At 73.9% G+C, this 12,891-nt stretch carries 12 protein-coding genes; 3 read left to right on the top strand and 9 right to left on the bottom strand.

Annotated features, from left to right (window positions below):
• Positions 1-25: 25 nt before the first annotated feature.
• From ACZ7LK_RS27540 to ACZ7LK_RS27520, 5 genes are all read right to left on the bottom strand, one after another.
• Entirely contained in the window at positions 26-2,071 is a 2,046-nt protein-coding gene (locus ACZ7LK_RS27540) for a copper resistance CopC/CopD family protein (protein WP_471143927.1), read from the bottom strand.
• A gap of 22 nt (positions 2,072-2,093) precedes the next feature.
• Complete coding sequence (locus tag ACZ7LK_RS27535; RefSeq protein WP_469463541.1) at positions 2,094-2,549, bottom strand: copper chaperone PCu(A)C; 456 nt, start codon at positions 2,547-2,549, stop codon at positions 2,094-2,096.
• On the bottom strand, positions 2,546-3,244 hold the full coding sequence (locus ACZ7LK_RS27530) for an SCO family protein (protein ID WP_471143925.1): 699 nt from the start codon (positions 3,242-3,244) through the stop codon (positions 2,546-2,548). The genes ACZ7LK_RS27535 and ACZ7LK_RS27530 overlap by 4 nt, the downstream gene beginning before the upstream one ends.
• Before the next feature lie 35 nt (positions 3,245-3,279).
• Positions 3,280-4,029, bottom strand: coding sequence for a YcnI family copper-binding membrane protein (locus tag ACZ7LK_RS27525; protein ID WP_471143924.1), 750 nt, complete (start codon positions 4,027-4,029; stop codon positions 3,280-3,282).
• A gap of 86 nt (positions 4,030-4,115) precedes the next feature.
• Positions 4,116-4,922 (bottom strand): hypothetical protein, encoded by an 807-nt coding sequence (locus ACZ7LK_RS27520; protein ID WP_469463539.1) that lies wholly within the window; start codon positions 4,920-4,922, stop codon positions 4,116-4,118.
• A 234-nt stretch (positions 4,923-5,156) separates the two neighbouring features.
• On the opposite strand from ACZ7LK_RS27520, the gene ACZ7LK_RS27515 reads away from it, so the two are divergent.
• Positions 5,157-5,609, top strand: coding sequence for an ATP-binding protein (locus ACZ7LK_RS27515; RefSeq protein ID WP_392276792.1), 453 nt, complete (start codon positions 5,157-5,159; stop codon positions 5,607-5,609).
• 140 nt (positions 5,610-5,749) lie between these two features.
• On the opposite strand, the gene ACZ7LK_RS27510 is transcribed toward ACZ7LK_RS27515, so the two are convergent.
• On the bottom strand, positions 5,750-7,240 hold the full coding sequence (locus ACZ7LK_RS27510) for an aminopeptidase P family protein (RefSeq protein ID WP_392276793.1): 1,491 nt from the start codon (positions 7,238-7,240) through the stop codon (positions 5,750-5,752).
• 119 nt (positions 7,241-7,359) lie between these two features.
• Positions 7,360-8,865 (bottom strand): PP2C family protein-serine/threonine phosphatase, encoded by a 1,506-nt coding sequence (locus ACZ7LK_RS27505; protein ID WP_392276882.1) that lies wholly within the window; start codon positions 8,863-8,865, stop codon positions 7,360-7,362.
• Between the two features lie 545 nt (positions 8,866-9,410).
• On the opposite strand from ACZ7LK_RS27505, the gene ACZ7LK_RS27500 reads away from it, so the two are divergent.
• Complete coding sequence (locus ACZ7LK_RS27500; protein WP_392276883.1) at positions 9,411-10,127, top strand: bifunctional DNA primase/polymerase; 717 nt, start codon at positions 9,411-9,413, stop codon at positions 10,125-10,127.
• Positions 10,128-10,302: 175 nt separating this feature from the next.
• Positions 10,303-10,893 carry a hypothetical protein gene (locus ACZ7LK_RS27495; RefSeq protein ID WP_471143921.1) on the top strand — a complete coding sequence of 197 codons (591 nt, stop codon included), beginning with the start codon at positions 10,303-10,305 and terminating at the stop codon, positions 10,891-10,893.
• A gap of 211 nt (positions 10,894-11,104) precedes the next feature.
• Here the strand turns inward: ACZ7LK_RS27495 and ACZ7LK_RS27490 are convergent, their stop codons facing one another.
• Positions 11,105-12,073, bottom strand: coding sequence for a DUF5926 family protein (locus ACZ7LK_RS27490; RefSeq protein ID WP_392276795.1), 969 nt, complete (start codon positions 12,071-12,073; stop codon positions 11,105-11,107).
• A gap of 160 nt (positions 12,074-12,233) precedes the next feature.
• Positions 12,234-12,854 carry an ATP-binding protein gene (locus ACZ7LK_RS27485; RefSeq protein WP_471143919.1) on the bottom strand — a complete coding sequence of 207 codons (621 nt, stop codon included), beginning with the start codon at positions 12,852-12,854 and terminating at the stop codon, positions 12,234-12,236.
• Positions 12,855-12,891: the final 37 nt, after the last annotated feature.

The raw sequence follows: 12,891 nt of genomic DNA, 5'->3' as shown, positions 1-12,891 counted from the left end.
GTGTCGGTGTTCTCGCCGCTCACGGTCAGCCGATCTTCACGTTCTTGTCGATGGTGGTCTGGTCGATGTCGGAGGTCCGCACGGTCACCTGGAGCTTCCACTCGCCCGGCATCGGGATCTGTACGGCCTCGGACGTCCAGTGCCCGGCCGTGACCCGGTCCGGTACGACGGGCAGCGGGCCGATCTGCTGGGACTCCAGGGTGAAGGAGACCTTCAGCTCGGGTACGTCCAGGGGCTTGCCGCCCGCCCCGTTCACGTACACGTGCATCGTGTTGCCGCCGGAGCGGCCGGGGTCGACGGTGAGCCGTACCGTCCCCTTCCCGTTCACCGCGCCGCCGGTGTCGAAGGGCAGCGTCAGGTCGAGGGGCCGGTCCGGCACGGCGGCCGGCGCCGACGCGCGGCTACGGCCCGCCGCCTCCTCGGTACGGCCCGGCTCGGTCGTCGTGAGGACGGTCGTCACCGCGAGGAGCAGCACCGCGACGCCCGCCTCGGCCAGCACGGAACGCCGCAGCCGGGCCCGCTCGGGGTCGGCCTCGCGGTCCCGCCGGGCACGGGCGGTCGCCATCGCGGCCCGCTGCCGCGCGAGCTGGGCGGCCCGCTCCCGGGGGACCTCCACGGTGCCACCGGCCGCGCCCGCGCCCGCCCCCGCGCCCGCCGCCCCGGCCCCGGCCCCGGTCCCGCCGCCCGGCACGGCGAGCGGTTCGGCGACAGCCGCCTCAACCGCCTCCTCCGTCCCGTCGGCTTCGACCGCTTCCTCCGCCGTGTCCCCCTCCCGGGCGACCGCAGGCGTCTCCGACAGCCGCCCGGTCCAGCGCCGGGAGAACCACGCCACCCCCACCAGGACGGCGACCAGCCCCACCTTGAGCAGCAGCAGCCGCCCGTACGCCGTGCCGGTCAGCGCCGACCAGGAGCCGACCTGCCGCCACGACTGGTAGGTCCCGGTCACGGCCAGCACGACCACCGAGCCGAACGCCACCCCGGAGAACCGCCGCACCGCCGTCCGCTCGATCGACGGCTCCTTGTGCAGGGCGACCAGCAGCGCGGCCAGCCCGCCCAGCCAGGCGGCCATGGCCAGCAGGTGCAGGATGTCGACGGGCATCGCGACGCCGGGCTGGGGCCCGGCCGAAGCGTGTTCGGACAGCGCCCACGTCCCCGCGATACCGGCCGCGACCACGGTGCCGCCGATCGCGAGCCCGAAGGCCAGGTCCTTCTTCCGGGCCTCGTCCCCGCCGGCCTCGTCCCCGCCGGCCTCGTCCCCGCGGGCCTCGTCCCCGCGGGCCTCGTCCTCGCGCCTCGTATGGGCGCCGAAGAGCACCGCCACGAACAGCGCCGCCGCGCCCAGCAGCAGCAGCCGCGAGACGAGCGCCGCACCGGTCTTGCTCTCCAGGACCGGACCGAGCGAACCGAGCCCGAACTCCAGCCCGGTGTACGGCCCGCGCAGCAGCAGCAGCGCCAGCGTGGCCGCCGTCAGCGTCACCCACCCGCGCACCACGAGCCGTTGCAGCGGCCGCACCGCCGCGCCGCGCGGCCAGCAGGCCAGCACGAACGCGGCACCACCGGCCAGCAGGATGAAACCGGCGTACGAGATGAACCGGGCGATCTCGTACAAAATCCCTACGACTCCGCCGCCCACCTCCTCCTCCGGCAGCGCGACGGTGGTCTGCGACGGGGCGCCGATGGAGAAGGTGAACGCGCCGGAGATGGGGTGGCTGTCGGCGGATACCGCCCGCCAGGCGACGGTGTACGTGCCGTCCGGCAGCCCGGCGCGCAGGTCGACGCCGTACTTGACGACGGCGCCGGCGCACAGGTCGCGCAGCTCTCCCGTGTCGGCGCGCTTGCCGCTCGGTTCGAGCACGCGGATCGCGTCGTCCCCCAGGGCGACCTGCTCGGAGAAGGTGAGCGTGACGCCCTTGGGGGCGGTGGCGACCACCGCCCCGTCCTTCGGGTCGCTGCCGGTCAGCGCGGCGTGCGCGCTCGCCGTGCCCGAGAGCAGGGTGCCGAGCAGCGCCGCGGTGGCCAGCAGCAGCCACAGGACGCGGGTGACCGTGGGGCGCGGGGTGGTGGCCGTCATGGTGTGTCAGTCCCCCGGGTGCCTAGTGGTGCGACGGGTTGTGGGTGGCGGCTTCCACGGGGACGTCGACCGTGATCGGGCCGGACTTCTCGAAGTGCAGTTCCACGCGCACCTTCTCGCCCTGTTTCGGCTGCTTCTTGAGGCCCATGAACATGATGTGGCTGCCCCCGCGTTCGAGCTTCAGCTCCCCGTTCGCGGGGATGTCGAAGGACTGCACCCGCCGCATCTTCTGGTCCTTGGTCTCGTGGATCTGGACGTCGTCGGAGAGCGGGCTGGAGACGGAGGTGAGCCGGTCCGCCGCGTCGCCGTCGTTGGTGACGGTGAGGAAGGCGCCGGCCATGTCGCCGACGGGCTGCGGTATGAAAGCGCCGTCCACGGTGAGTTCGGGCCCGCCGGTGGAGGAGCAGCCGCCCAGCGCCATGGCCCCGGCGAGGGCCACGGCGGTGGACAGGGCGGTCAGGGTGGTGCGGCGGGTCACGGGTTCTCCCCCTTGATGATCTTCGGCAGGTCCTTCTCGTAGTCCTCGGCGGTGGTGTCGTCGTCGTAGACGACGTAGCCCTGGTCGGTCCGGGGCGAGAACGCGATCACCTGTGCGCCGTGCATGGAGACGACCGAGCCGTCCTTCTCCTTCTTCGGCGGGTCGATGCCGATGCCGATCTGGCGAGCGCCCGCCTGGATGGTCGGGAAGTCGCCGGTGAGGCCGATGAAGGACGGGTCACCGGCGCCGGGCAGCCACTTGGCGAGCTCGGCGGAGGTGTCCCGTTCGGGGTCGGTGGTGACGAAGACGACCTGGAGCTTGGCCCGGTCGGCCGGGGGGAGCTCCTTGTAGGCCACGGCGATGTTGCTCATCGTCAGCGGGCAGACGTCGGGGCAGTGCGTGTAGCCGAAGTAGATCAGCGTCGGCTTGCCCTTGGTCCGCTCGCGGAGGTCGTACGGGGCGCCCTTGGTGTCCTTCAGGACGAGGTTGGGCTTCTCGAAGGGCCGGTCGAGCACGGTCCCGGGCTTGTCCGGCGACGCGTCGGCGGACAGGCCAGCGGCGGAGCCGGCGGACGCGTCCTTCCCGTCGTCGGCGCAGGCCGACAGCGTCAGCGCCGACACGGCGGCGAGCACGGCCGCGAGCACGGGGGTACGACGGCGCGGCCGGGACCGCTCGCCGGTCTTCTGGAGGTGCATGGGTCTTCTCTTTCGGGGGTTCCGGGCAGCGGCCGTCAGGCCGAGCGGCGGCGTCCGGCCAGGACGCCGAAGGCGACACCGGCGGCGCCGACGAGGATGCCGGCGGCGCCGAGGACACGGGCGGTGGTGTCGGCGGAGCCGGCGGACGCGGCCTTCTCCTCCGTATCCTTCTCGCCGTGGCCCTTGTCGGCGTGGCCTTTGTCGGCGGCGGCGGCGGGGGCGGCGGCGCCCCCGTGGTGGTCGTCCGCGGCGGCGGACAGCTTCAGCACGGGCGCCGGGGTCTGGGGCTCGGGAGCGCCGTCCTTGGGCTCCTCGATCCAGCGCACGACTTCCTTGTTGTCGTACGTCTGGAGGGCCTTGAAGACGAGGCGGTCGGTGTCCTCGGGGAGCCGGCCGAGGGAGACGGTGAACTGCTGGAACTCACCGGGGGCGATCTTCGAACCGGCCGCGGTCCACGTGATCTTCGTGGCCGCCTCGGTGATCTTCTTGCCGTGCACCTCCAGCGGCTTGGCCAGCTTGGCCTTGGTGACCTCGGCCTTCCAGCCCGGGATCGGCTGGGTGGAGACGGAGGCGAGCGGGTGGTCGGCCGGGAGGGTCACTTCGAGCTTCACCGTCGAGGCGTTGTCGCGCTCGTTGGGGACCTTGAAGTTCACGGTGGCGTACCCGCCCTTGGCGGCCTCGCCCTGCGGCTGCACGCTGACGTGCGCGAAGGCGGTGCCGGAGAGCAGGACGACGGAGGAGACGGCGAGGCCGCCGGCCAGGGCGACACGGGAAGAAACGTTCATGACGGAACACACTCCACGGAGAGCGGGAAAGGCGGACGCGTGCGCATGCGCGCACCACGGCGCCGCTCCTGCCGAGCGGGGCCGTGTCAGGCTGCGAGGACGCAGAGGGATACGGCCGGAGGGCCGCGCCTGATCACCGTGTGGAGAAGTGCGTCCGCCGCGGCGGGCGGCGGAGTGTCGTCGTCGGTGCGCGGCGGCCCGGTCCGGCCCGCCGGCAGCGCGGGCAGTCCGGCCACCAGGGCGCGTACGAGGACGAAGGCGGCGCGCAGCGAACGGACGAGCGCCCCTTCGGCGACCTCCGTGGCGCCGTGCGCCGACAGCCGGCCCAGCTTCAGCAGGGCGAGGTCGCCGCGCCGCAGCAGCCAGCCGGTGACGACGGCGGCCAGCAGGTGCCCGAGGAGCATCGGCAGGCCGGGCCACAGACCGGCGGCGGGTTCCGCCAGCCGGCCCATCCGGCCCAGGTGACCCGCGTGTCCCGCGTGCGGCGCCGCGGCGGCCGGGTCCAGCCCGGCGCGGGTGACGATCCGGTGCGCGTCGGCCGGGCTCAGTGCCGAGCCGCCCGCCCCGCACACCAGTTTGGCCGCCATCCGGACCAGTGCTTCGTCCGCCCGGTCGCCGATATCCACGGTGAACTGCTGCCGCTGCCCGAGCCCGAACAGCGCGTGCAGGCCGAGCTGGCCGACGGCCAGCGCCGTGGTGATCACCGGGAGCGACCGCTCGCGCCCGGCGAACGGCACGGTGAGCGCGAGGACACCGAGGAACCCGAGGGCCAACGTCCACCAGGGGACGGTCTCGCAGGCGGCGAGTGCGTGCCCCAGCGCGGACAGCACGACGCAGACCGCGGCGAACACCGCGGCCCGCAGCAGCCGTGGACCAGCGGAAGGGGCAGACATGGCCGGGCCATCATCGCACTGCGCCCCCCGCCGCCACACGGCAGGTCCGGAAGGTCACCGTTTCACCGTCGGAGTCCGTAAGGCCCCGACACGATCCGGCACGGGACGACATACACCGGCGTACGGGCTACGCATATCCGCCGAACGGGGGCCGTGGCGTCAACGCGGCGCTTACGACCGACAGCGGGGGGCAATACGTATCGGTATGTCGAGCCGCAGCCAGGAGGCTGGAGCATGAGCATCTGGTGGTCTCTCCATTTGCGGCGCGAGGCCGCGAGCGTCCCGCTCGCCCGTCGCCTCCTCCTCGGCACGATGGAGACCGCGGGCGTCGACCCGGAGATCTCCTACGACCTGTCCCTCGCCCTCACCGAGGCGTGCGCCAACGCGGTGGAGCACGGCGGGCGGACGGGGACCGGGGACGTCTCGGCGGAGTACCGGGTGACGGCGTACCTGGACGGGGAGAAGTGCCGGATCGAAGTGGCGGACTCGGGCCCGGGTTTCCCCGCCGGCCCGGCGCCGACGGTCCGCCGGGCCGTCCCGGAGGCCGAGAACGGACGGGGCCTGCGCCTCATCGAAGAGCTGGCCGACCATGTCCACTTCGGCAACAGATCGGGCCGCGGCGGTGCGGTGGTGAGCTTCGACAAGATCGTCAAGTGGCGTACGGACGCCCCGCTGGTGGCCTCCTGACCCCGCTCGGCCCCTGCCCGCTCCTCCGGACGGCGGTTCACCGGCGGCGGCCCCCCGGCGGCACGCACGAGGCCCCCCGCCGGCGTACCGGCGGGGGGCCCGGCGCGAAGGCGCCGACACGACTCAGGGGGCGAGGCGCCCTAGCCCTTCAGGCTCGCCATCCAGGCCTCGACCTCGTCCGAGCGGCGCGGCAGCGCCGCCGACAGGTTCCGGTTGCCGTCCTCCGTGACCAGGATGTCGTCCTCGATCCGGACGCCGATGCCCCGGTACTCCTCCGGCACGGTCAGGTCGTCGGCCTGGAAGTACAGGCCCGGCTCGACGGTCAGGCACATGCCCGGCTCCAGCACGCCGTCCACGTACGTCTCGGTCCGCGCGGCCGCGCAGTCGTGGACGTCCATGCCCAGCATGTGACCGGTGCCGTGCAGGGTCCAGCGGCGCTGGAGGCCCAGCTCCAGGACCTTCTCGACGTCCATGTCGCCGAGCAGGCCCCACGACACCAGCCGCTCGGCGAGCACGCGCTGGGCGGCGTCGTGGAAGTCGCGGTAGTCCGCGCCCGGCCGCACCGCCGCGATGCCCGCCTCCTGGGCGTCGTACACCGCGTCGTAGATCTTGCGCTGGAGGTCGGTGAAGCGGCCGTTGACCGGCAGCGTCCGCGTCACGTCCGCCGTGTAGAGCGTCGTCGTCTCCACGCCCGCGTCCAGCAGCAGCAGGTCCCCGGAGCGGACGGGCCCGTCGTTGCGCACCCAGTGCAGCGTCGTGGCGTGCGGCCCGGCGGCGCAGATGGAGCCGTAGCCGATGTCGTTGCCCTCGACGCGGGCCCGCAGGAAGAAGGTGCCCTCGATGTACCGCTCGCTGGTCGCCTCCGCCTTGTCCAGGACCCGGACGACGTCCTCGAAGCCCCGGGCGGTGGAGTCGCAGGCGCGCTGGAGCTCGGCGATCTCGAAGGCGTCCTTCACCAGGCGCGCCTCGGAGAGGTACACCCGCAGTTCCTCGTCGCGTTCGGCGGTGACCTTGTCGGTCAGCGCCGCCTCGATGCCCGCGTCGTGGCCGCGGACGTTGCGCACCGGGCCGGTGGCCTCCTTGAGGGCGGCGGGCAGCTCGCGCACGTCCTTGGCGGGGATGCCGAGCCGCTGCTCCGCCTCGGCGAGGGAGTGCCGGCGGCCCACCCACAGCTCGCCCTGGCCGTCGAGCCAGAACTCGCCGTTCTCCCGGTCGGAGCGGGGCAGCAGGTAGACCGTGGCCTCGTGGCCGCCGCTCTTGACCGGCTCCAGCACCAGCACGCTGTCGTGGGTGTGGTCACCGGTGAGGTACGCGTACTCGGTGGACGGCCGGAAGGCGTACTCCGTGTCGTTGGAGCGGGTCTTCAGGTTGCCCGAGGGGATGACGAGCCGCTCGCCGGGGAAGCGCTCGGACAGCGCGGCACGGCGGGCGGCGGTGTGCGCCGCCTGCGGGATCGGCTCCAGGTCGTGGAGCTCGGTGTCGGCCCAGCCGGACTTCATGTTCTCGGCCAGCTCGTCGGACACGCCCGGGTACAGGCCGTTCTTGCGCTGCTTGATGGGCTCCTCGGGCTCTTCCGGGCCCGCCGCGGTAGCAGCAGAATCCGGATCAGCCGGGGTGAGCTCTTCGGCCACGGGTCCGCCTCCTGTTAGTACGACCATCGAACGGTCCCCGGCCTCCCGACGGTGGTCGGGCCGGCGAGGGGACCCCCACCATCGTACGGTCGTGCGGAAGACCGCACCGGGGCGTCGGGTCACTCGAAACGGGCGGCCAGCACCACCACGTCCTCGTCCCCGGAGCCGCCGTCCGGCAGTACCGTCCGCAGCACGTGGTCGGCGATCGCGCCGGGGTCGGTCCGGTCCGCCGCGGGCACGGCGGCCGCCGCCGCGTGCAGCCGCGCGAACGCCCTGTCCGTCGACTCCCCGGTACGGCGCAGCAGCCCGTCCGTGTAGAGGAGCACCGTCTCGCCGGGCTCGGGGGCGATCTCCACGCTCGGCGCCTCCCAGCAGGCCAGCATGCCCAGCGGCGCCGACAGCGAGGTCTCGACGTACTCGGTGCGCCGCTCGCCCACGACCAGCGGCGGGGTGTGCCCCGCGCCGGCCAGGACGATCTTCCGCCGGGCGGGCTCGGCGTAGGCGAAGAGCGCGGTGGCCGAGCGCGCCGGCTCCGTCAGCCGCAGCAGCAGCTCCAGGTCGGAGAGCACGGCGACGGGGTCCTCGCCCTCCATCACCGCGTAGGCCCGCAGGGAGGCCCGCAGCCGTCCCATCGCGGCCAGCGCGCTCGGGCCCGACCCGGACACCGAGCCCACGGCCAGGCCCAGCGCGCCCTCCGGCAGCGGCAGCGCGTCGTACCAGTCGCCGCCGCCCTGCGGGCCGGTGCGGTGCCGGGCGGCGAGCTGGACGCCGGGGACGCGGGGCAGCCGGCTCGGCAGCAGTTCCTCGGCGAGGGTGGCGAGCCGGGCGCGGCCCCGCTCCAGCTCCAGCAGCCGGGCCAGGTGCTCGGAGGCGTACCGCCCGTAGAGGCCGACGAGGTGGCGCCGCCCCTCGGCCGGCTCGGCGGGCTCGTCGTACAGCCAGACGGCGGCGCCCAGTCGCCCCGCCCCGTCGGTGACGAGCGGGACGGCGTAGCTGGCGGCGTAGCCGAGGCGGGCGGCGACCTCCCGGTGGCGGGGGTCGAGGCCCTCGTCGGCGAACAGGTCGGGGACGGCGACGGCGCCGGTGCGCCGGCCGGTGAGGGGGTCGCCGGGCGCGTCGTCGAGGATGCGGCCGTAGGAGGTGGCGCTGCGCGGCACGGTCTCGATGGTGCCGAGGTCGGCGTGGGCGAGGCCCAGCCCGGTGGTGGCGGTGGGACCGAGGCCGTCGGCGGGTTCGAGGACGGCCATGCCCCGGCGGGCGCCGACGAGCGCGGCGCCGGCGCGGAGCAGTTCCTGGAGGGCGTCGTCGAGGGTGCCCGTGCGGGAGAGGCGCTCGGTGAGTTCGTGCAGCGTGGTGAGGCCGGAGACCCAGCCCGCCAGCTTGTCCTGGATCATGGCGCCGGGTGCGACCGGTGGGGTCGGGAGGTTCGGAAGAGGCGCCGCAGTGTGCGCGGGCGCCGGAACGGTTGGATCGATTCCAGCCACTTTCGGCAGGTGAGGGGCGGTCATGGCAGCCGGCTCTTCGACGGGTGCGTGTCGCTGGATAGCATCGCAAACCCCCATGTCAATCTGCGCCGCTGTCACTGCCACCACATCTACACGCAGAAGTGAGGGGATGTCCAGCATTGTCACGGAGCGGGCACGCGGTATTTACCTGAGCCGCAACTTGGCTCAAAAATGCCCCCCATGGACAGTATTTGCGGTCGACTGAGCCCCGTTCGAAAAGGGGCACCCCTCGGAAGCGGCGTCGCCAGGCGCGGTCCGGGAGTGCGTCGTTCCGAACGGGCTGGGTACGTAACCGGTGTCGGCCAGGGGCAGTTGGGGCGAGCCCGGAACCCCGCGGGGAGCCCTGGCGTCCTTGACCCCGAAGGCCACGCCCCATCCCCGAGTGGCGGGGAAAGAGAACAGCGGGACGAGCGCGACAGCCAGTGCGCGCCACGGGTGCGCCACCCCTCGCCACGCGTTTAATGGACGGACGGCCGCACCGGGCCGCGGCCCGGTCCACGCTCGGCGGCCCCTATGCGGTGTTCCTTGCCGCGGGCGAAGACAGGCCGGTCCCCACACCGGCACCGGCACGGGGCGGTGACGCGCCGGACCGTACGCACAGTGACGTGACCACACCTGTGGTGATGTGGATGACCTCGGCGTTCAACGGAAAGGAACGAGCGCTCATGCGCGAGATCCTCGGAAGGCGACGCAGGCTCCGGTTGCGGCGCAAGAGGGGGCCCGCCCATCTGGACGCGGCCCTCCTGTGCGCAACCGAGTGGCACTGGCCCGTCCTCCCCGGCGTGGGACTCGGGGCGGCCGGAGGCACCTCCCGGGGCGGCGCCCCGGGGCGGGGCCGCGGGGGCGACCGGCAGCGCGGCTGTGCCTGTCCCGACCCCGAGTGCGTCGTACCCGGCGCACACCCCTTCGACCCCGGCCTGCTGGCCGCGTCCACCGACGAGCGCCTGGTGCGCTGGTGGTGGACCAACCGCCCCGACGCCCCGGTCGTGCTCGCCACCGGGGGCCGCGCGCCGTGCGCGGTGAGCCTGCCCGCCGTCGCGGGGGCGCGGGCCCTGGCGGTGCTCGACCGGATGGACATGCGGCTGGGCCCGGTGGTGGCCACCCCCACCCGCTGGTCCCTGCTGGTCGCCCCGTACACCCTCGAACAGCTCGGCGAGCTGCTGTACGCCAAGGACTGCGTGCCCAGCTCGCTGCGCTTCCACGGCGAGGGCGGCTACCTGGTGCTGCCGCCGTCGGACACCGGGACGGGCCAGGTGCGCTGGGAACGCGCGCCGCTCACCGGGTCGGCGTCGCCCTGGCTGCCGGACGTGGAGGCGGTGGTCGACGCGCTCGTCGAGGCGAGCACCAGCGCGCCGGACGGCGGCAGCCGGCTGCGCTACTGACGCCCGGTCGCGACCCCGGCCCGGTTTCCGGCCCCGCCGTCACCCCTGCGTCACTCGTACGGGTGTGAGCGGGGCCGAGTTGTACGGGATTCGGGGGCACGGACCCCTGGACGACGGCGTTCCGTCGCTATCGTCGCCTCACCGTCAGCGATCCCGGGCAGTTGGGCAGGTCCCCATGAATCTCCGCGTGACCGGGCTCGGGGCCGCCGTGGTGCTGACCGCGCTGCTGCCGCTGGCCGCCTCCGCCGGACCGGCGTCCGGCCCCGGCACCCCCGCGCCGGACGGTGGAGGGGGAGTGGCGCCGGCACTTCTGGCCGGAACGCGTGCCCCGTCCGGCGCCACCGCCGCGGCCGTCCCCTCCGCGCCCGTCCCCGCCCCGTCCGGGCCGTCAGCGGCCGATCCGTCCGCGCCGGGGCCGGGGGCGCGTGCCGCGGAATGCGGTCCGGAGGTCGCCTCGCCGGACGGGGTCGAGGCGCAGACGTGCGTACTGACCGAGGGGCGCGACATCTGGGCGCGGACCTACTACCGCAATGTGACGGGCGGGGAGCTGGGGGCCGTCCTCACCTTCATGGGCCCCGGCGGGCGCACCGTACAAGCGCAATGCGACGTACCGGCGGAGGACGAGCCGGGCGTATGCGAGACACCCAGGGAGCGCTCGCGCGGGACTTCCGCCGAATACACGGCGGTGGCGGAGTTCGCGGAGAGCGGGGAAAGCGCGCTGCTGCTGCGGTCGGGGAGCAACTCACCCGGCCCGGCGGCCAGTTGAGGCCAGATCCGGAAGATCGTATTCCGAAGAAATTGAAGGGCCCGGTCGCTGGCGACGGGGGATGCACCAGCGACCGGGCTTCAAGCACCGTAACAAGAGATCGGCTGTTCGCAAATTCGATCTCAGTTATTCGGACAGCGATTTACGCCTCAGTACGGGTTCGTTGTGGCGGAAGTCACCGACCGGTCGGGATGTCGGGTCCTCGCGAAGATCAGCTCAGCGTCACCTGGCGGTTGGTGAGACCACCGCGCGCCCGCCGCTCCTCCGCCGTCAGCGGCGCGTCGACGGCGAGCGCGCCCGCGAGCCGCTCGGCGAATTCGGCGGCCGGCCGCTCGCACTCCTTGGCGCCCATGCCCGTCGGCAGGTCCCACACCGGGACCACCAGCCCGTGTGCCCGGAACGACCCGACGAGCCGGGTGCCCTCGCCGAGCGAGGACGTGCCGGCGGCGTGCAGCCGGGCCAGCGCGTCCAGCAGCCGCTCCTCGGCGTGCGGCATGACCCAGCGCAGGTGGTTCTTCTCGGGCGTCTCGCACCAGTAGGCGGCGTCCACGCCGGACAGCTTGACGGTCGGGATCGCGGCGGCGTTGGCCCGCTCCAGGGAGGCGGCCACCTCCGGCGAGGCGCTCTGCTCCGAGTCCGGCACCCAGAACTCGAAGCCCGCGTGGACCACCGGCTCGAAGGCGGCGTCCGCGTCCAGCAGGTCCTGGAGGCGCGGCCCGTCCGCCGGTACGCGGTCGGCGGTGACCGGCGTGCCCGGCCGGGCGTCCAGCGCCCGCTGGAGCGTGTCGGCCAGGTCGCGGCTCAGGTCGCCGGAGGAGGTGTCGTTCTGCAGCGCGAGCAGGACGGAGCCGTCGTCGCGGCGCAGCGCCGGCCACGCCATGGGCAGCACGGTCGCGAGCGTCACGGAGGGCACACCCTCGGGCAGGCCGCCCTTGAGGTGCAGCGGCGCGGTCGCGGCGGGCACCAGCTCGCGCAGGGCGACCCAGTCGCACTCGCCGGGCAGGCCCTCGAAGGGGCGCTGGACCAGCTCGGTCACCGCGTGCGCGGCCGCCCGCCCGTGACAGGCCTTGTAGCGGCGGCCCGAGCCGCAGGGGCAGGGTTCGCGGGCCCCGACGACCGGGATCTCCACATCGGTCGCTCGCTGCTTCCCGGCCTTGGTCTGGGGACGCTTCTTGCCCATGGTTCTGACTTCTCCCGTGACGGCGGTGCGGCACTGCTGTACCGGCCGCGAGCCTAGCCGCCCGGCGGCGCGCTCCCCGTCATCGCGCGGCCCCCGCCGGGGCGCGCACCGGGAACGACCGCGCGGGGCCCGCCGTCCCCCGACTCCCCGGCGCCCGGGGTCAGTCGGCGTCCTCGCAGGCGTCGTACACCCCGTACACGTCCAGGAAGTCGAAGCCCGGAGCGGTGACGCGCGTAGCGAAGTCGTCGCGCCGGTGGCCCCCCGTGAGGACCACCCACACGGTCACCTCGCCGGCCGCGCCGTCCCGTACGCCCCAGTCCTGCGCCAGCGCGCTGATGATGTTGAGCCCCCGGCCGCCGCGCGCGGTCACCGAGGGCGTCGACGGAACCGGTCGGGTCGGACCACCGCCGTCCGTCACCTCGACGGTCAGCGCGCCGCGTTCGTCGACGCGCCAGGCGGCGCGGACGTCGCCGTCACCGACCTCCACCCCGTGGCCCAGCGGTCTGCCGTGCCGGCAGGAATTGCTGAGCAGTTCGGACAGGACCAGTACGGCATCGTCGACGACCGTGTCGGCCACACCGCCGCTGCGGAGCTGCTCCCGCATGCGGTGCCTCGCCTCACCCACGCCCGCAGGGCCATGGGGTACGGCCATGCTCGACGACGTGGGCACCTGCTGTGCCACCACCAACGCCACCCCCGAGACCTCCTTCGCCCCACGCCACGGTGTGAATGCCCCAATGGACTGGACCGGAAACCGGCCGACCGGTGTGTGGTGACGCACGCGGTACGGGCGGACACGGAGCGGACGCGCCGGAGCA

The sequence above is a fragment of the Streptomyces sp. NPDC039423 genome, assembly GCF_055598725.1.
This window is presented reverse-complemented; position numbering and strand designations above follow the sequence as displayed.